At 31.5% G+C, this 20,082-nt stretch carries 13 protein-coding genes and 1 riboswitch; of the genes, 11 read left to right on the forward strand and 2 right to left on the reverse strand.

The genetic code is table 11. The features are described 5' to 3' along the window. The first annotated feature begins 22 nt into the window (after window positions 1–22). Window positions 23–2,611 carry a sodium-translocating pyrophosphatase gene (locus tag CLU82_RS11230; protein WP_100843181.1) on the forward strand — a complete coding sequence of 863 codons (2,589 nt, stop codon included), beginning with the start codon at window positions 23–25 and terminating at the stop codon, window positions 2,609–2,611. A 100-nt stretch (window positions 2,612–2,711) separates the two neighbouring features. Further along, on the forward strand, window positions 2,712–5,339 hold the full coding sequence (locus tag CLU82_RS11235) for a T9SS type A sorting domain-containing protein (protein WP_100843182.1): 2,628 nt from the start codon (window positions 2,712–2,714) through the stop codon (window positions 5,337–5,339). A gap of 103 nt (window positions 5,340–5,442) precedes the next feature. On the opposite strand, the gene CLU82_RS11240 is transcribed toward CLU82_RS11235, so the two are convergent. Next, a complete protein-coding gene (locus tag CLU82_RS11240; RefSeq protein WP_100843183.1) occupies window positions 5,443–6,057 on the reverse strand; it encodes a deoxynucleoside kinase in 615 nt (204 codons plus the stop codon). A gap of 620 nt (window positions 6,058–6,677) precedes the next feature. On the opposite strand from CLU82_RS11240, the gene CLU82_RS11245 reads away from it, so the two are divergent. Together CLU82_RS11245 and CLU82_RS11250 are read left to right on the forward strand one after the other, a co-directional pair. Then, window positions 6,678–7,583, forward strand: coding sequence for a GLPGLI family protein (locus tag CLU82_RS11245; RefSeq protein WP_100843184.1), 906 nt, complete (start codon window positions 6,678–6,680; stop codon window positions 7,581–7,583). 41 nt (window positions 7,584–7,624) lie between these two features. Next, on the forward strand, window positions 7,625–10,321 hold the full coding sequence (locus tag CLU82_RS11250) for a carboxypeptidase-like regulatory domain-containing protein (protein ID WP_100843185.1): 2,697 nt from the start codon (window positions 7,625–7,627) through the stop codon (window positions 10,319–10,321). 150 nt (window positions 10,322–10,471) lie between these two features. Here CLU82_RS11250 and metK read toward each other — a convergent pair whose 3' ends face one another. Then, entirely contained in the window at window positions 10,472–11,722 is a 1,251-nt protein-coding gene (metK, locus tag CLU82_RS11255; RefSeq protein ID WP_100843186.1) for a methionine adenosyltransferase, read from the reverse strand. A gap of 927 nt (window positions 11,723–12,649) precedes the next feature. Here metK and CLU82_RS11260 point away from each other — a divergent pair. The 7 genes from CLU82_RS11260 to CLU82_RS11290 all read left to right on the forward strand — a co-directional run bounded on the left by CLU82_RS11260 (window position 12,650) and on the right by CLU82_RS11290 (window position 20,036). Continuing rightward, window positions 12,650–12,838 carry a hypothetical protein gene (locus CLU82_RS11260; protein WP_100843187.1) on the forward strand — a complete coding sequence of 63 codons (189 nt, stop codon included), beginning with the start codon at window positions 12,650–12,652 and terminating at the stop codon, window positions 12,836–12,838. 58 nt (window positions 12,839–12,896) lie between these two features. Beyond that, on the forward strand, window positions 12,897–14,189 hold the full coding sequence (locus tag CLU82_RS11265; protein ID WP_100843188.1) for an O-acetylhomoserine aminocarboxypropyltransferase/cysteine synthase family protein: 1,293 nt from the start codon (window positions 12,897–12,899) through the stop codon (window positions 14,187–14,189). Between the two features lie 114 nt (window positions 14,190–14,303). After that, window positions 14,304–15,305 carry an alpha/beta fold hydrolase gene (locus CLU82_RS11270; protein ID WP_100843189.1) on the forward strand — a complete coding sequence of 334 codons (1,002 nt, stop codon included), beginning with the start codon at window positions 14,304–14,306 and terminating at the stop codon, window positions 15,303–15,305. Further along, entirely contained in the window at window positions 15,292–16,398 is a 1,107-nt protein-coding gene (locus tag CLU82_RS11275) for an aspartate kinase (protein ID WP_100843190.1), read from the forward strand. Before CLU82_RS11270 ends, CLU82_RS11275 begins: the two co-directional genes overlap by 14 nt. 19 nt (window positions 16,399–16,417) lie before the next feature. After that, window positions 16,418–17,632, forward strand: coding sequence for a sterol desaturase family protein (locus CLU82_RS11280; RefSeq protein ID WP_100843191.1), 1,215 nt, complete (start codon window positions 16,418–16,420; stop codon window positions 17,630–17,632). Between the two features lie 810 nt (window positions 17,633–18,442). Then, window positions 18,443–18,652 (forward strand): hypothetical protein, encoded by a 210-nt coding sequence (locus CLU82_RS11285; protein ID WP_100843192.1) that lies wholly within the window; start codon window positions 18,443–18,445, stop codon window positions 18,650–18,652. 235 nt (window positions 18,653–18,887) lie between these two features. Then, a riboswitch (SAM riboswitch) is annotated at window positions 18,888–18,995 on the forward strand. Between the two features lie 69 nt (window positions 18,996–19,064). Further along, window positions 19,065–20,036 carry an alpha/beta fold hydrolase gene (locus CLU82_RS11290; RefSeq protein ID WP_100843193.1) on the forward strand — a complete coding sequence of 324 codons (972 nt, stop codon included), beginning with the start codon at window positions 19,065–19,067 and terminating at the stop codon, window positions 20,034–20,036. The last annotated feature ends 46 nt before the right edge of the window (window positions 20,037–20,082 follow it).

Raw genomic sequence — 20,082 nt, forward strand, 5'->3', positions numbered from 1 at the left:
TAACGAACCAAAATGAATATTTATGAATTCAATTATGATTTATGTGCCAATTGTTATGGCAATAATAGGGCTTATTTTTATGGCTATCAAAAGATCTTGGGTGTTAAAGCAGGATTCAGGAGATGGCAAAATGAAAGAGATATCAGATTATATTTATGAGGGTGCTTTAGCTTTCTTAAAGGCAGAATACCGATTGTTGGCTATCTTTGTTTTAATCGCAAGTGTTGTATTAGCAGGTATCACTTTTTTACCAGGTGTTAAAACAAATATATTAATAGTAGTTGCATTTGTATTCGGAGCATTTTTCTCAGCATTAGCAGGAAATATGGGAATGAAAATAGCGACAAAAACCAATGTTAGAACTACTCAGGCTGCTCGTACTAGTTTACCACAAGCTTTGAAGGTTTCTTTTGGTGGAGGAACTGTAATGGGATTAGGTGTAGCCGGTTTAGCTGTTTTAGGGTTAACCGGTTTTTTTATAATTTTCTTTAACCTGCTTTCTGACGGAGTATGGAAAGATACAGAAACAATGACAGTTGTCCTGGAAACGTTAGCAGGATTTTCTCTTGGAGCTGAATCAATTGCTTTGTTTGCTCGTGTAGGTGGAGGAATATACACGAAAGCTGCCGATGTAGGCGCTGATTTAGTTGGTAAAGTAGAAGCTGGAATTCCAGAAGATGATCCTCGTAACCCTGCCACGATTGCAGATAACGTAGGAGATAATGTTGGAGACGTTGCAGGAATGGGTGCCGATTTATTTGGTTCGTATGTAGCAACGGTGTTAGCTGCGATGGTACTTGGAAATTATGTTATAAAAGACATGGGAGGAAACATCCAAGATGCTTTTGGCGGAATTGGACCAATTTTATTACCGATGGCTATTGCTGGTTTTGGAATTTTGTTTTCTATAATTGGTACAATGCTAGTTAAAATTACAGACGAGAACGCCAAGGAAGCTCAAGTTCAAAAAGCGTTGAATATTGGAAACTGGGTTTCTATTGTTTTAACAGCAATCTCTTGTTACTTCTTGGTTAAATACATGCTTCCGGAAACAATGAGCATGACTTTCTTTGGTGAAGGTTCCAAAGAAATTTCATCTATGCATGTGTTTTATGCAACACTTATTGGTTTAGTTGTAGGTGGAGCTATTTCATCTGTAACCGAATATTATACAGGATTAGGAACAAAACCAGTAATGGCTATTGTTCAAAAATCAAGTACAGGAGCAGGAACAAACGTAATTGCAGGTTTGGCGACAGGAATGATTTCTACTTTTCCAACTGTATTATTGTTTGCAGCAGCTATTTGGTCTTCTTATGCTTTAGCTGGATTTTATGGGGTGGCGTTAGCTGCTTCGGCAATGATGGCAACTACAGCGATGCAATTAGCAATCGATGCTTTTGGTCCTATTTCTGATAATGCTGGTGGTATTGCAGAAATGAGTGAATTACCAAAAGAAGTACGTACAAGAACCGATATTTTGGATTCAGTTGGAAATACAACTGCAGCAACAGGAAAAGGTTTTGCTATTGCTTCAGCAGCTCTAACCTCTTTGGCTTTATTTGCAGCTTATGTGACTTTTACAGGCATTGATGGAATTAATATTTTTAAAGCTCCTGTTTTAGCGATGTTGTTCGTTGGAGGAATGATTCCTGTGGTTTTCTCTGCTTTGGCAATGAATTCTGTTGGGAAAGCAGCGATGGATATGGTGTACGAAGTACGTCGTCAATTCAAAGAAATTCCTGGAATTATGGAAGGTACTGGAAAACCTGAATATGCAAAATGTGTTGATATTTCGACTAAAGCAGCGTTACGTGAAATGATGTTACCTGGTATATTGACGATTGGTTTTCCAATTGCAATTGTACTTTTAGGAAAATTAGTTTACGGAGATAACAATCAATTAATCGCCGAAATGTTGGGAGGTTATATGGCTGGAGTTACTGTTTCTGGTGTACTTTGGGCAGTTTTTCAAAACAATGCTGGGGGTGCTTGGGATAATGCTAAAAAATCATTTGAGGCAGGTGTTATGATTAATGGAGAAATGACATACAAAGGTTCTGATGCACATAAAGCAGCAGTTACTGGTGATACTGTCGGAGACCCATTCAAAGATACTTCTGGTCCATCAATGAATATTTTAATCAAATTAACATGTTTGATAGGATTAGTTATGGCTCCAATTTTAGGAAGTGGCGGAAGTACTATTGATGGAAATGGTTCTTGTCATATGAAAGAAATAAAGATGGAAAAATGTATCATGCATAAAGATGATATGATGATGGGGAAATGTGATATGTCTAAATGTGAAAAAATGACCAAAGAGGAATGTGCAAAAATGTGCGACAGCCTTAAATGTACTCCTGAAGAAAAAGAAATGTGTCTGTCTCATTATGATAAAGATGGAAAATTTGTTGCACCAAAAGGAAAAGCTTGTTGTGCTAAAAAACCAATGAAAATGGCAATGGATAATGAGATTAGAATTGAAAAAACAAATATGAATGGCAAAGTGAGTGCTACTGTTACGACCACGGTAAATGGAACGACAATGGTTAAGCAATTTAAAGGAACAGATGCTGAAGTGGATGCTCAAATAGAAGCTTTGAAATAAAAGAATAGTTAATTTTACAAAAAAAGCCTCGAAATTTTCGAGGCTTTTTTTGTAAAATTTTAATTACTTATTTAATATATTTGTGCCTTAAATTAAATTTATGAGAAAATTTTACACTTTTTTATTTTTATTGATTTCATTTTTTAGCGAAGCTCAAATTGTAAATATCCCAGACCCTGTTTGTAAAAGGTATATTTTATATTTTGCTCGTGCTAAAGATTTAGCAGGTAATCCAGTTCAGACTATAGACACTAGTAACGATGGTGAAATTCAAGAAGACGAAGCCTTACAGATTAGCTCTTTAACATTGAATAAGATTAATGGGGAATCAATGATTACATCATTAGAGGGAATCTCAAAATTTATTAATCTTAAATATTTTAGTTGTGAGGGTAATCAAATTACTTCATTAGATTTGACGAATGCTCCAAATTTGGAAGAGTTGAATTGTATATCAAACAAATTAACAACTTTAAAAATAGCAGGTTTAACTAATCTAAAAGTGGTAGATTGTTATTATAATCAGATTACAGAATTAGATCTAAACGGACTGGTAAATTTAAAAAAGTTAAACTGTTATGGTAATGAAATACCTGAGTTCAATTTTACTTCTAGTAGAGATCTTGAGTTTTTAGATAGCGGTAATAATAAAATGATTTCTTTAGATTTGAGTAATTTAACAAAACTTGAAACTGTAAGGGTCAAAAGTTGTGTAAACCTTATTTCCATTAATCTATCAGGTTTAATAAACGCTTCAATAATTGAAATTAATGATAATGCTCTCCAATCTTTAAATTTAACTGGGCTGGTTAATCTTAAAGGTTTAAATTGTAGATATAATCAACTTAGTTCATTAGATATTACAGGTCTAAATAGTCTTGTAACATTAGATTGTGCTTATAACAAACTTTCTTCTCTAAAGGTAAAGAACAGTGTAAATTTATCAGGATTAGATTGTAGTTGGAATGAGCTTGTCTCATTAGATTTACTAGGTCTTGAAAGTCTTGGTAGTTTAGATTGTAGAGGCAATTTGCTTACAAGTTTAGATGTAAAGGGTTGTGCGAATCTTAACAATTTGGGTTGTGGCAACAATAATTTTACCACTTTAGATGTAAACGGAATGAGTAAACTTACTATTTTCTCTTGTGGATATAATAAGAATCTTGTTTCGCTATATATGAAGACAGGTTCTACACTTTCTACACGAAGTGATTACACGTATGATTATTTTGAATTCGGATCAAATCCTAACTTAAGATATATTTGCGCAGACGAGAGACAAATATATGAGACTAAAAGGCATATGACTTCTTATGGGTATAAAAATTGTGAAATAAATTCATATTGCACCTTTACTCCAGGCGGGGATTATAATACTATCAAAGGAATAGTGAAATTTGATAAAAATGCTGACGGATGTGATGTTACTGATACGGTTGTTCCGAATTTAAAATTATTAATTGTGGATAGTTTTGGAAATACTAAAAATTTAATTTCGGATGATTCAGGAAACTATTTTATTCCTTTATTAAATGGAACTTATAAAATAACTCCGGTTTTCGAAGATTCTAATTATTTTATAGCTACACCACCAGCAATCGATGTTGATTTTCAAACTTTAACTAATACAATAACTCAGGATTTTTGCATTACACAAAATGCTATACATACAGATTTAGAAGTCGTTTTGATGCCTATTGAAGTTGCAAGGCCTGGCTTTGATGTTAAATATAAAATAGTATTTAAAAATAAAGGGAATACGATAGAATCAGGTACTGTTAATCTTAAGTTTGATGATGCTGTTTTAGATTTTGTAGGATCAAATATAAATTTTTCAGATCAATCTGAAAACAACATTTCATGGGGTTTTAGTAATTTGAAGCCTCTTGAGAAAAGAGAAATTGTAGTCACATTAAATGTAAATGCACCAACTGAAATGCCTGCTGTAAACAATGGTGATTCTTTAAAGTTTGCTGCTTCAATATCATCTCAAGAAACTGATGAAATGCCTGCGGATAATTTATTTCAATTCAATCATATTGTTGTAGGTTCCTATGATCCAAATGATAAAACTTGTTTGGAAGGTGCTATAGTTACTTCAAGTCTTATTGGTGATTATGTTCATTATATGATCCGCTTTGAAAATACAGGAAATTTTGCTGCAAAGAACATTGTTGTGACTGACGTAATTGACATCTCTAAATTTGATATTACAACATTAGTTGCAACAAGTTCCAGTGATGCTTTTATCACTAAAATTTCTGATGGAAATAAAGTAGAATTTATTTTTGAAAATATTGAACTTCCGTTTGATGATGCAAATAATGATGGTTATGTGTCTTTCAAAATTAAAACTAAACCTACATTGGCGGTAGGAAGTTCTATTTCAAATGAAGCTAATATTTATTTTGATTATAATTTTCCAATATTGACTAATAAAGCAACTTCAGTTTTTAAAACTGTGGCGTTAGGTAATCAGGATTTTACATTTTCAAATTATTTTGTTTTGTATCCAAATCCTGTGAATACAATCTTAAATATCAATTCAACGAAGGCAATACAAATACAATCATTATCGGTTTATGACATTTTAGGGAGATTAATTATTACTGTTCCAAATGCGGATTCGGTTTCTAAAATGGATGTTTCTAAACTTAAAACAGGAACTTATTTTATAAAATTAAATTCAGATAAAGGCAGTTCCAGTATCAAATTTCTGAAGAGTTAGGTCAAATGAATTATGTTTTAGAGTAAAGTATTCTGTTGAAAATATTAGATATAAAAAAAGCCTCGAAATTTTCGAGGCCTTTTTTTATAATATTAAATAAGAACTAAAATAATCCATTTAGTTCTGCATCGATTCGGTTGATGATATTTCCTAAATCTTCAGGATTGTCAACAAAATTTATATTGTCTACATCTATAATCATTATTTTTCCTTTTTTATAGGTTTGAACCCAAGCTTCATAACGTTCGTTAAGTCTGCTTAAATAGTCAATAGAAATGGTATTTTCATATTCACGGCCACGTTTATGAATTTGCCCAACTAAATTTGGAATAGAGCTCCTTAAGTAAATTAACAAATCGGGTGCTTCGACAAGAGATTCCATCAATTCGAACAGAGAAGAATAATTTTCAAAATCACGATTTGTCATCAACCCCATAGCATAAAGGTTGGGAGCAAAAATATGAGCATCTTCATAAATGGTTCTATCTTGAATTATTTTTTTACCACTTTCGCGAATTTGCATTATTTGACGAAAACGACTATTCAAAAAATAGATTTGTAAATTAAAAGACCAACGTTCCATTTGATGGTAAAAATCATCAAGATACGGGTTGTCTACTACTTCTTCAAAATGAGGTTCCCATTTAAAATGTTTGGCTAGCAAACGGGTTAATGTTGTTTTTCCTGAACCTATGTTTCCAGCTATAGCTATGTGCATTACGATATTGCGATTTTATAATTCATAATTTCTAAGATTGTAAAAATAGATAAAATTTAGATTTAGCAAAGGTATTTATCTAACGATTTTGAAATATTAATTTTTGGTTTTAAACGATTTTAAAAATCAAATAGAGGAAACCATAAATTGCAAGAAGAGGATTGTTTATTTTTTAGAATGTAAATCTGAAATTTCACTCTTTTTGGAGTATTAGAGATTAAGTCTTTGTGGGTGAATAGTCTTCAAAGCCTTTTGTCAGGAAATAAATGCGATCCATCTTTAAATTACAGCAGTTTGTATATTCAATTTTTTGAAGACATATATTGATTTTATCTTTGAAATGTTAGGTTGGTAGATATATGAAAGATTAATGAAAGAGTATTTGTAAAAATAGATTGTCAAGGCGTTTTTTTAAATAATAAAGACAATCTATTTAGTTCTAATCTTTTAAAATTGTTGTTGCAACAGCCTTTGCTTTTTTCTTTAGAAAAGAAAAGATTTAGTGAAGAGAAGAACCCATGTAACCAAAATGCCTAATACTATTGCTTTTGGAAATTAGATCGAAAGTAGATAATAATTGCCGTTACAAAAGCCTAATAAAAAACAATAAATAATCTCTTATGAAAAAAATAGTTTTCATTTTTACGATCATTGTAGCTACGATTCAATTGCATGCTCAAGAATTTCAAGGCATGGCAGTTTATGAATCCAAAACGAGTACTTCGGATTTTAAAAATAGAATGCCACCTAATAGAGATATTACTCCCGAAATGCAAAAAAATATGGAAGAAAGGATGAAAAAAATGTTTGAAAAAACATTTATACTGAATTTCGATAAATCGGCATCTATTTATAAAGAAGAGGAAAAACTTGAATCACCAGGACAAGATGGTGGTGGGGGAATGCGTATGATGAATTCTATGATGGGGAGCGGAGGAATTTTTTATAAGAATGTAAAAAATAAAGCGTACACAGTTGATAAAGAATTTATGGGGAAAGAATTTTTAATTAAAGATTCACTTCCTAATTTAAAATGGAAATTGGAAGGCGAAACAAAAGTTATTGGGGGGTATAATTGTTTCAAAGCAACCGCTGTTCGAGTAGTGAGTAAAACTGATTTTAGAAATTTTAGACCTAAAGATGACAAGAAAGATGATGAGAAGAAATCAGATGATATGAAGTTAGACGATAAAGACAAGAAGACTTCTTTTATGTCAAATATAGAAATACCAAAAGAAGTTATTGTCACGGCTTGGTATACTCCAGAGATCCCAGTTAATCAAGGTCCTGAAAATTATTGGGGGCTTCCTGGTTTGATTTTAGAAATAAATGATGGAAGAACAACTATTTTATGTTCTAAAGTAGTGTTGAATATTAAACAAAAAGTAGAAATCAAGGAATCTACAAAAGGTAAAGTAGTAAGCCAAAATGATTACGATGCAATTGTGATAAAGAAAATGGAAGAGTTGGCAGAAATGAGAGAGAGAAATAGAGGAAATGGTGGCGGAATGCCACCGATGAGATAAGAAGACATTCATTAATATATTAATTTTAGAAAGTATTCTAAATGAAAAAAAAATTAGCCTGCCTCATTTTATTATTTCTTACAACTGTTTCATTCTGTCAAAATATTAGATTGGATGGAGTTGTTTTGGGAGCTAGTAAAAATCCTTTGGAAATGGCCAATGTGATGGCTGTAAATACTGAAACCAAAGCTATGGATTCTTACGGTATCACTAATGACAAAGGAAAGTTTGTTTTGAATTTAAAACCGAATTCAAGCTATTCTATAAAGCTAAGTTACCTTGGAATGAAGAATAAGGAAATTACTCTAACTACTTTTAGTCAAAATATGACTCAAAGCATTGAAATGGATTCTGGCGGAATTGAGCTAGAAGGTGTCGAAATTGTTCGGGAAATGCCTGTTTCTATCAAGGGAGATACGATTGTTTATAATGCAGACTCTTTTAAATCGGGAACAGAGCGGAAGTTGGAAGATGTTTTGAAAAAATTACCAGGTGTTGAGGTAAATGCAGATGGAGAAATTGAAGTTGAAGGTAAAAAAGTTTCCAAATTAATGGTAGAGGGTAAAGATTTTTTCGATGGAGATACTAAACTTGGAGTAAAAAACATTCCTGCAGATGCTATTGATAAAGTCCAAGTGCTTAGAAATTTTAATGAAGTAGGTGCTTTAAAAGGGGTAGAGAATAACGAAGAAAATGTCGCTATGAATATCAAGCTCAAATCAGGAAAGAAAAACTTTTGGTTTGGAGATGTTAATATAGGTGCTGGTGCAGATGAAAGGTATGTTGTAAATCCTAAATTGTTTTATTATAATCCTAAATACAGTGTAAATTTTATTTCCAATTTTAATAATATAGGAGAGTTGCCTTTGACGATTCAGGATTATTTTAAGTTTACTGGTGGTTTCAAAAGTATGATGAAAAAAGGAGGAAGTAGTTTTGATGTTTCCTCAAATGATTTGGGAATTTCACTGCTGAAAAATAATAGAGCAAAAGAAATTACAACTCGATTTGGAGCAACAAATTTTGCCTATAATGTTACTAAATCTTGGAGTTTGAGTGGTTTTGCTATTTTATCTGAATCTAAGACGGAATTGGAAACAAAATCACAAACGAATATTCTGGATCCTAATTCAACGGATGTCTTTTCAACAGAAAATAGAGAAGAAAATGCCAATCAAAAAAGTCATTTGGGGCTGTTTAAACTAAGTTCAAGTTATAAGCCAAGTACAAAGTTTCAGTTTGATTATGATTTCCTGGCTAAGTTGTCTAAACAAGATGAAGTAAATAAAATTGTAAGTCAATCTATAGATAGTGAAGGGGAGACAATTCAGAATATTGATACTCACAAAATTCAAAACCCTACTTCTTATAATCAAAATTTAAGTTTGTATTATACTCAAAGTGATAAAAATGTTTTTGCTTTCGAAATGCAGAATTTATATCAAGAAGAAGATCCTTTTTATAATGCTATTTCACAGTATCAACCTTTTGTTTTGCCAGGATATGTAACTGGACAAAGCACTAACGACATTAATCAGAACCGATTTGTAAAAACAAATAAAGTGGATGCTAAATTGGATTATTACTATATGGTAACCCCAAAAAGCAATCTTGATTTTACTTTTGGGAATACCTATTCCTATCAAATTTTTAACTCAAGTATGTTTCAAATACTGGATAATGGCAATACAAATGAGTTAGTTGATCCTGCAGATAATAATAAAGTGAATTATAGTTTTAATGATACTTTCGTGGGATTGCATTATAAAATTTTGACTGGAAAATTCACGATTACTCCAGGGGTAAGCTTTCATTATTATAATATGACCAACTCACAATTGGGTGTAAGTTATACCAATAGTTTTACAAGATTGTTGCCTGATTTTTATGCGTTGTATCAAATAAAAAAAGCAGAGACTTTGACTTATAATCTGAGTTTTACAAATGATTTTACAGATATAAATAAATTGGCCGAAGGATATGTTTTGAATAATTACAATAGTTTGTTTAGTGGAAACAAGGTGCTATCCAATGCTACTTCTCAAGTACATTCTTTGCGATATTTCAAATACAATATGTTTAATTTTGAGAATATTTTCGCCAATATTACCTATTCAAGAGTAATGGATGCTGTAAAATCGAATGTAATTTTTGATGGAATCAATCAAACGGCGACTCCATATAATTCAAATGATTTGGATCAAAGTGTTTCAGGAAATGGAAGTTATGGACGTTCTTTTCTAAAAGATTACAAAGCATCTGCTAGTTTGAGCTTAAACTGGTCCAAATATCATAATATTCAAAACAGCGTATTGGCGGTTTCCGAAAGTTTTACTCAAAGCTATATGATAAAAGCATCTACAAATTATAAGGACTTACCAAATCTTGAAATAGGATATAATACGGTAATCAATGATTTCGGAAGTGATACTTTTTATACAGATAAACCTTTTGCAAAATTAGATTACTACTTTTTGAAAAATTTTTCATTTGTAACCGAATATGAATATTATCATTATTCCAACCAAGATAAGACTGTTAATAATGAATATGATTTTTTAAATGCAAGTTTGATTTATCAAAAGAAAGATAGCAAATGGGAATACAAAATTTCAGGGACAAATATTTTAAATACAACTTCCTTAAACGACGATAGTTTTTCTCAGTTCTCTACTAAGGTTTCAAGATATACTGTACAACCCCGATATATTGTTTTTTCTTTAAAATACAATATATAATGAATAGAAGCCAATGCCACTTTTTTGAGTAAATATGTATATTTCGTTGGTGATTAATTGTTTTTTTTTAATTCAAAAAAGGACTTCTATTCAAAAAAAAAAAACCATTCGATTATCGAATGGTTTTTTGTGTACTATATTTTGAGGTATTTACAATCCAAAAGCAGTTTTTACCTGATCTACAAAATCTAATTTCTCCCAAGTAAATAAATCAACAGTAACGGTTTTTGTTAATCCGCCAGGAGCAGAAAAAGTTTTGGTTATAGTTTCTGGAGTACGTCCCATGTGTCCGTAAGCTGCAGTTTCACTATAAATAGGATTTCTTAATTTCAAACGTTGTTCAATGAAGTATGGACGCATATCAAAAATAGCTTCTACTTTTTTAGCAATTTCACCATTAGTCAAATTCACTTTTGATGTTCCATAAGTGTCAATAAAAATACCCATTGGTTTTGCAACTCCAATTGCATACGAAACTTGTACCAAAATCTCATCAGCTACACCTGCAGCAACAAGATTTTTTGCAATATGACGTGTAGCATAAGCAGCGCTTCTGTCTACTTTACTTGGATCTTTTCCAGAGAAAGCACCACCACCGTGAGCTCCTTTTCCACCGTAAGTATCAACGATGATTTTTCTTCCAGTCAAACCAGTATCTCCGTGAGGACCTCCAATTACGAATTTTCCTGTTGGGTTAATATGGTATTGAATTTTATCATTGAATAAATGTGCGTGAGCAGGATTTTTTGCAATGATTCTTGGAATCAATATGTCTATAATGTCTTTTTTGATTTTAGCAAGCATAGTAGCTTCTTCGTCAAAATCATCGTGTTGTGTAGAAATTACAATAGCATCAATACGAGTTGGTTTGTTGTCATCGCTATATTCTAAAGTAACTTGAGATTTTGCATCAGGACGTAAATAAGTGATTTCGTTATTTTCACGTCTTAAAATGGCTAGTTCTTGCAATAATTTATGAGACAAATCTAATGCTAAAGGCATATAGTTTTCAGTTTCATTAGTTGCATAACCAAACATCATTCCTTGATCTCCAGCTCCTTGTTCTTCTTTACTTGCTCTGTCAACCCCTTGGTTAATATCTGCAGATTGTTCGTGAATTGCTGAAAGTATACCGCAAGAGTTCGCTTCAAACATGTATTCACTTTTTGTATAACCAATTTTGCGAATTACTTCACGAGCAATTTGTTGAACATCTAAGTAAGTATTTGACTTTACTTCACCTGCCAATATCACTTGACCAGTAGTTACCAACGTCTCACAAGCTACTTTTGAGTCAGCATCAAATGCCAAAAAGTTATCAATTAATGCATCCGAAATTTGATCTGCAACTTTGTCTGGGTGTCCCTCACTTACAGATTCTGACGTAAATAAATAAGCCATAATAAATATAAATTTTTAAAATTAATCGAGGAAAAACAATTGCGGGAAATACTAAAGGAGAGTTTCTGCTTTAGCATTTTTTATACTGAAGAATTTTCAGCATTCATAATGAAGTCGTTTCATTATGAAGAGGTTGCAATCAGTTCAAATTTTTCCTCTTGTATTCGGGTGCAAAGGTATGAAACCATTTTGAATTCCAAATTATTCTTTTACTTTTTTTAATTAATTAAGTGGAATTTAACATACTATATTAATTCTATAGAATATTTCAAATAAATTGATTTTCATTTAGTTGTTTCAAAAATGGTTTACAATTTGGCTTCAACAAACAGAAACAAAGTGAAATTAATCTCAAAAAATATGCCTTAAATGATGCCGGAAACTTCCATAGAGAGACTATTGTAGATTTTTTAAATATATAATATTGAACTTCTGCTAAACTGAAGAGTTTTTTTTGCTCAAAAAGAAATGTATAATCGGTAGCAGATAGTATATCAGAAATAATACTAATTAGTTTTCTTATCAGAGAGTAGTTGCGCAATATGGATTAAATGAAAATTTTTATTTTTTTTTAAGTATAATGTGTCTAAAGCTTAGTATTTACTGGGGTTTTTTAATAAATATAATTATTTCTCTAAAAAATTATTTCTTCTTAAATGTTAAATAATATTTTTTTTTTTGGTGGTTTGAAAACAGTTACTATATTTGTTCTATAAAATTAGTAGAATTAAAGATTAATTCAAACAAACTTTATAATTATGAAAACAATAGTAGATAAAATGAGGATGTGTTGTATGATGCGAAATTGCATTCCTAGTTGCTGTTGCCAAAAGTGAAAGATGAGTCTTTGTTATAGTTAAAACTATAAACCCTTTTGGCCAGTAAGCCAAAAGGGTTTTTTATTCCACACTTTTAAAAATTATAATTATGAAAATACTAGATAAAAATTCGAAAGCAATGCAGTCTTTATTAAAAAGAGATTATCGAAAAAGCATTAAATCGATACAAGATACCAAAACAGAAACAACTCGGCTAAATGAAGAGTTGCATTTAACAGGTCAAGAATCATTACTATTTAAAATGTATGATTTAGAAGAAGAAGATCTTTTTGTTTAAAAAAATAAAGCATTACTAATTCAATATACTATTTAACAATATTAAAAAATAAGAAAACATGAGCACACAAAACTTTGCAACAAACGCATTACACGCAGGACACGACGTAACTAAAAATGGTGGATCTAGAGCAGTTCCAATTTATCAAACTACTTCGTATGTTTTTAATAATTCAGATCATGCAGCCAATTTATTTGGTCTTGCAGAAGAAGGATATATTTATACGCGATTAAATAATCCAACAAATGACATTCTAGAAAAGCGATTAGCTGTTTTAGAAGGCGGTATTGGTGCTGTGGTTACAGCCTCTGGGGCATCAGCAATTTCGACAGCTTTGTTAGTGCTGTTGAAAGCTGGTGATCACATTGTAGCATCCAGCAGTTTATATGGCGGAACCTACAATTTATTCAAAGTAACATTGCCAAGATTAGGAATTACAACCACATTTGTGGATGCTACAGACCCAGAAAATTTTACACGTGCAGCTAAACAAAATACAAGAGCATTCTTTGTAGAAAGTCTAGGAAATCCAAAATTGGATGTACTGAATTTAAAAGCTATTTCGCAAGAAGCAAAAGCTTATAAGGTTCCTTTTATAGTCGATAATACGGTTGCTTCACCTTATTTATTGAATCCAATTGAGCATGGAGCTGATATTGTTATTCATTCTTTAACCAAATATATTTCAGGAAATGGAACTTCTTTAGGAGGTGTAATCATTGATGCAGGAAAATTTGATTGGTCAAATGGTAAATTTCCAGAATTTACCGAGCCATCTGCTGGATATCATGGTTTGGTATATCATGAAGCTTTAGGTAACGCTGCTTTTATTGCTAAAGCACGTATTGAAGGGCTACGAGATCATGGAGCTGCTTTGAGTCCTTTTAATGCTTTCCAGATTATACAAGGATTGGAAACGTTAGAAGTGCGTATCAGAAGACATAGTGAAAATGCTTTAGCATTGGCACAATGGCTCGAGGTTCAGAATCAAGTAGCTTGGGTAAACTATCCAGGTTTAAAATCGAGCAAGTATTATGTTTTGGTACAAAAATATTTACCAAAAGGACAAAGCGGCGTGGTAACTTTTGGTTTAAAAGCAGGTTTTGAAGCTGCCAAAAAAGTAGCCGATAATACGAAGCTATTTTCAATACTAGCCAATATTGGGGATACCAAATCCCTAATCATTCACCCAGCAAGTACAACTCACCAACAATTGTCAGATGAAGAACAAATCTCAACAGGAGTTACCAAGGATTTAATTAGACTATCAGTAGGTCTTGAAGATATAGAGGATTTAAAAGCAGATTTAAAAGCTGTTTTTGAAACCATTAAAGCACCACAATTAGCTTGATATTGTGTTTTTTTTGTTAGTAAAACTGCCTTAGCTACTTTGGATTGTTAGTCTAAGGTAGTTTTTACAAAAATGAAATTCAGGTTAAGTATTAATTTTTAAAAATATTCGAAAATGGAAAATTTAGAAAAAATAGATCTTTTTAATTTTGATTTAGAAATAGGGAAACAAAAGGCGTATCTGCCTTTGTTTTATCACATTTTTGGGAGACCATTAGGTAGTGCTCCCGTTGTAGTAGTGAATCATTCTTTGACAGGAAATTCTAAAGTTACTGGAGAAAAAGGATGGTGGAGTGGTATTGTTGGAGAAAACAAAGCAATAGATACGGATTATTTTACTGTAATTGCTTTCAATATTCCAGGAAATGGATACGATGATAATATTGATAATTTGATTGATAATTATCGCGATTTTAGTGTTCGAGATATTGCCAGAATCTTCTGGGAAGGCTTATTCTTCTTAAATGTGAAAAATGTGTATGCCGTTATTGGAGGCAGTCTCGGTGGAGCAATAGCTTGGGAAATGGCAGCATTACAGCCCGATAAAATAGATAATCTTATTCCGATTGCAACAGATTGGAAAGCTACTGATTGGGTTATTGCAAATGTTTTAATTCAGGATCAAATTCTAAATCACTCGGATGATCCAATAGTTGATGCCCGTTTGCATGCTACATTATTATATAGAACTCCCGAGTATGTGAACCAAAGGTTTAGAAGAAGCAAATTAGATGAATTATCAGCTCTTAAAATTGAGAATTGGCTGCTAGATCATGGTTTTAAATTGAAAAACAGATATCGATTGGCCGCCTATAAACTGATGAATCATTTGCTCAAAACAATTGATATTACTAGAAATAGGCCTGATTTTTTAGCAGTAGCAAATACCATTGAGAGTAATATTCATCTTGTAACAGTTGATACAGATTATTTATTTATTGCCGAGGAAACTCGTAAAACGTATCGAGAATTGACTAATAAAAAGCTAAATGTCTTTTATCATCAAATTCAATCTATTCATGGGCATGATGCTTATTTGATTGAGTTCAATCAGTTATCGGATATTTTAAAGCCAATTTTTAACTATAGTAAATACCAACTCTATGCCAGCGCTTAGAATAAATATAATCCTTTTTGGAATTGGAAGCGTGGGAAGCGCATTGATAAATCAAGTTATTGAGAGTCAGCAGTTTTTTCAAGAAAAAAGAAATATTGATTTGCGTTTCCCTGTTATCACCAATTCTACTTTGGCCTTTTTTGAAAAAGATGGAGTCAGAAATAGTTGGGAGGCCAATTTTAATCAATTAGCGTTTCCTTTCACTATAGCTGATATTATTGAGTTTGTCAAAAATAAAGAGCTTGAAAACATAATAGTAGTAGACGCTACCGAAAGTTCCGAATTAGTAAAACATTATATTCCTTTAATTCAAAGTGAATTTGATATTGTTGCTGCCAATCAAAGTGCAAACGTACTGCATATTGATTTTTATAAAGAGATACGAAGAAATCTAAAGAGGTTTGATAAGAGTTTTTTATATGAAACTAATATTGGAGCAGGAATTCCGGTTTTGCAAATCATCAGCGATTTGTATTATTCAGGGGAAAAAATAACTAAAATCAGAGGTGTTTTCTCAGATTCATTGAGCTATATTTTTAATAAGTTTTCATCAGAAAATGTGCCTTTTTCGACAGTACTAAATGATGCGGATAAAAAAGGTTTATTAAAAGCGGATTTTAAAGAAGAGCTTTTGGGGATTGGGGTAGCAAAGAAGTTATTGGTTTTGGCTAGAGAATTGGGTGAAGAAATAGAATTTTTAGATGTAAAAATTACTTCACTTTTATCACATCGTTTGGAGGAGTCAAATCTCAAATCTAAATTTTTATCCAATGCGACTGTATTGGATAAAGATTTAGAAGTTGCTAAAATTACTCAATCAGAAAATAAAGTGTTGCGATACATTGGTGAGATTTCGATTCCCGAAAATAGATTTGAAGTCAAGTTGGTTTCAGAGCCTGTTTCATCAGCAATTGGTCAATTGAAAGGAACTGAAACAGTCTATGAAATTTACACTCAATCTCGGGGAAATAATCCTATTGTAGTTCATGGTGACAGTTCAGGAAAAAAGGTAGAGACTATTGCTAGAGGGATTCTAGTAGATATTCTAAAAGTAAGCGAAAAAATAAAAATTAAAGAAACAATTTGGCTTTAAAGCAAATAAAAAATACCAAATGAAATTAAATTATATAGCCCTTGCAATTCCATTTTTTGCAATATTCATGCTTTTGGAATACTATATTAGTGTAAGAAAAAATAAAAAACTTCATCATTTTAATGAAAGTATTGCAAATCTTAACGTTGGAATTGCAGAGAGAATTGCTGATCTTTTGACTACAGGTACTTTTTTCTTCGTTTTTTCTTGGCTTAATGCAAATTTCGCGGTTTTTTCAATAAAATCAACTGCAACAACTTGGGTTCTTTTATTTTTAGCCACAGATTTGCTTTGGTATTGGTATCACAGATTTGGGCATACTATTAATCTTTTTTGGGCATCACATATTGTACATCATCAAAGTGATGATTTTAATTATACAGCTGCAGCAAGAATAACGGTTTTTCAGGCAGTTGCCAGAGGGGTGTTTTGGTGTGTTTTGCCAATTATTGGTTTCAATGCACAAATGATTACTGTTTTATTACTAATTCATGGGACTTATCCTTTTTTTACGCACACACAATTGGTTGGAAAATTAGGTTGGTTGGAATATATTATAGTTACGCCATCACACCATAGGGTACATCACAGTAGTAATCCAGAGTATTTGGATAAAAATTATGGTGACATGTTAATTATCTGGGATAAAATTTTTGGGACCTTTATTGAAGAGACAACAGAACCTAAATTTGGGTTAACAAAGTCATTAGGAAGTTATAGTTTTTTATGGCAACATTTTCATTATGTTTTGGAATTGACAGTAGCCTTTAGAATGGCTAAAACTGCGAAACAGAAACTAAAAGTAATTTTTGGAGGTCCAAATGATATTGATGCAAGGATACGATTACTCCTTGAAAGAAAGTTTTCTAAAAAAATAGTTGAAGCGGATGTAAAATATTCTAAGAAATTAACGAATTCAATTATTGCTAAAACAATGGTAACAATGACTGTACTATTCTTAACGATTCTTTTTTCAAAATATATAACAGCTTTCAATGTTTTTCTAATAACGGTCTTTATTATTTTGAGCGTAATAGCTACTGGGGCAATGTTGGATCAAAAAAAATGGATTTTTCATTTAGATTTTTTAAGGAGTATTATTATTGGTTATTTGAGTTTTTCTTTTTTTCCAAACCCACTTTTGCTCTTTGTTATCACATTGTTAGGTGCAATAGGCATTTTTTTTTACCAAACGATACACTCAAAGTACCAAGATTTTCTGTTTTCGACTTAATTTTTAGCTGTTTAATAGCTTAAAAATGAGAAAGTTTTGTTAAAAAATGAAAGAATTTATCAGTATATTTTTGCTTAAATGTCTTAGGTGGTTGATTTTTAAGTAGTTCGAATTTTAATTAAATATTTAGTAATCATTAAATTTACGTTTAGTGTTTGGAAAATTGAAAAAAAGTTTAGATATTTGTTAAACAAAATAAGAAAAGGAAATATGAAATTTAATTTATGTAATATGTCTAAACAAGCCATTCAGGTGAAAACCTGCAGGGGAAGGTATATATAACATTATTTTGAATTAAATAATATATAAAAAAACCTTCCAATCTTATTGGGAGGTTTTTTTTTAGTCAATTTTAAAGTCATTATCACCAAGGTTACAATAATAATTAAGATTAAGTAAAACAATAATTAAATATGCAACAACTCGACACTGTTAAGATTACAATTTGCAAAGCGAAGAAGATGAAGAAGATGATGCGTGTCAATGCCATGATGGTTGCCCGTATTTGTTGATTCCAAAAGAATAAGTGTATAGTACAACTTAAAACCCTTTTGGATATATGTCTAAAAGGGTTTTTTGTTTTTATGGTCTTACTAAATTTAAAAGTTAAAAAAAGAAAATAATGAGTTCTAAAAAAATAAAATCAAGTGTATTGCACGCAGCAAGTTTATCAACTTTTTTTTGTTGTACTAAACGAGAAAGCGTCCGGCGAGCTGTTTTTTTAGGAAACAGGTATATGAAGCCAAAAAATTAAACAGAATAAAACAATAAAATAATAAGTCACAAGAAAACTAACTATAAATATATATCATGAAAATTCTAACATATATCAAAAGCAAACTAGAGTTGTTCAAAAGGATAACTATAAGGACTATAAAAATAGAGCCATTCAATCCTAAAAACGAATTGAATCACCCAAGATTTGATGTGGATGAAAACTTCGATTTAAAAGAGAAAAGAGGTAATAGTTCTTTATTGTTTCATATGTACTCTAAAGAGAACGAAACTCTTTTCATTTGAAACATAAAACAGGGACTTCGGGAAATGTTCAGGTTAAAATTATTTGCCAAGAATTCCACGGATTAAAACGCGTCATGTTCTTTTAGAATTAAGAGAAATGCGTGAGAATAAGTGAATTTTTTGGCAAATTTTTTTTAAATCAGAAACGATTGTTTCTAAGAAGAGTTGAATAATTATTTGGTCGTTTCATAAAATTGTAGTTAATTTGCACCTTTAAGTTCAGAAACGTATTGAAATGTTATAAAGAAAGGCAGAGGGATTAGACCCAATGAAGCCTTAGCAACCCTTCGATTTATCGAAGAAGGTGCTGCATTCTACCACGCCAAACGTGGAAAGATAACACAAAGAAAATCATCTGATTTTTTTCTGCTTTCTTTATAATATTTCCGGTACAAATCAAAAAAATAAAGATTTGAAATTGGAAAATAAACCAACCACAATTATAATACAAAATTTTACTACCGAGAGTGGTGCTATTTATGCTTCAATCAATTTGAGTTATCAAATTTTTGGCTGTGCACTACATACCGCACCTATTGTTTTGGTGAATCACGCATTAACTGGGAATTCTCAAGTGGTAGGCTCAAAAGGATGGTGGAATGTTCTCATCGGTGAAAACAGAACAATAGATACGACTAAATATACCATACTGGCTTTTAATATTCCAGGAAATGGTTTTGATGATACTATTATCGAAAACTATCTTGATTTTACGGCTAGAGATGTAGCCAGACTTTTTATTGAAGGAATAAAAATACTTCAAATAGAACAGTTATATGTAATTATTGGTGGTTCTGTAGGTGGAGGAATAGCTTGGGAAATTTCAGCATTGGCTCCTAAAATCACAAAGCATTTAATCCCGATAGCTACCGATTGGAAATCGACGGATTGGCTAATTGCCAATTGTTTTCTACAAGAACAAATTTTAAATAATTCGGCTAAGCCAATTGAGGATGCCCGAATACATGCTATGTTGTGTTACCGAACACCAGAATCTTTTAAAGCGAAGTTTGATAGAACGATAAATGAAGAATTAGCAATTTTTAATATTGAAAGTTGGCTGAATCACCATGGTAAGAAATTGCAAAAACGATTTCAGCTTTCAGCATATAAATTGATGAATCAATTACTAAAAACAATTGATATTGCCAGAAACAGAGAGTCTTTTATTGCTGTTGCCTCACAAATAGAAGCAGATATTCATATTATCGGAATCAATTCAGATTTGTTTTTTACGGTAAATGAGAATAAAGAAACTTACGAATTATTGAAAGAACACAAAGCAAATGTTACTTTTCAAGAGATTGATTCGATTCATGGACACGATGCTTTCTTGATAGAATACAAACAACTGGACAGTTTTCTTAAAGAGATTTTTGTTTAAAATAGAATTTACACAGATAAAATAATAGTCAAAAAGGAATGTTTTG

It is taken from the genome of Flavobacterium sp. 5 (assembly GCF_002813295.1).
Lineage (GTDB): Bacteria > Bacteroidota > Bacteroidia > Flavobacteriales > Flavobacteriaceae > Flavobacterium.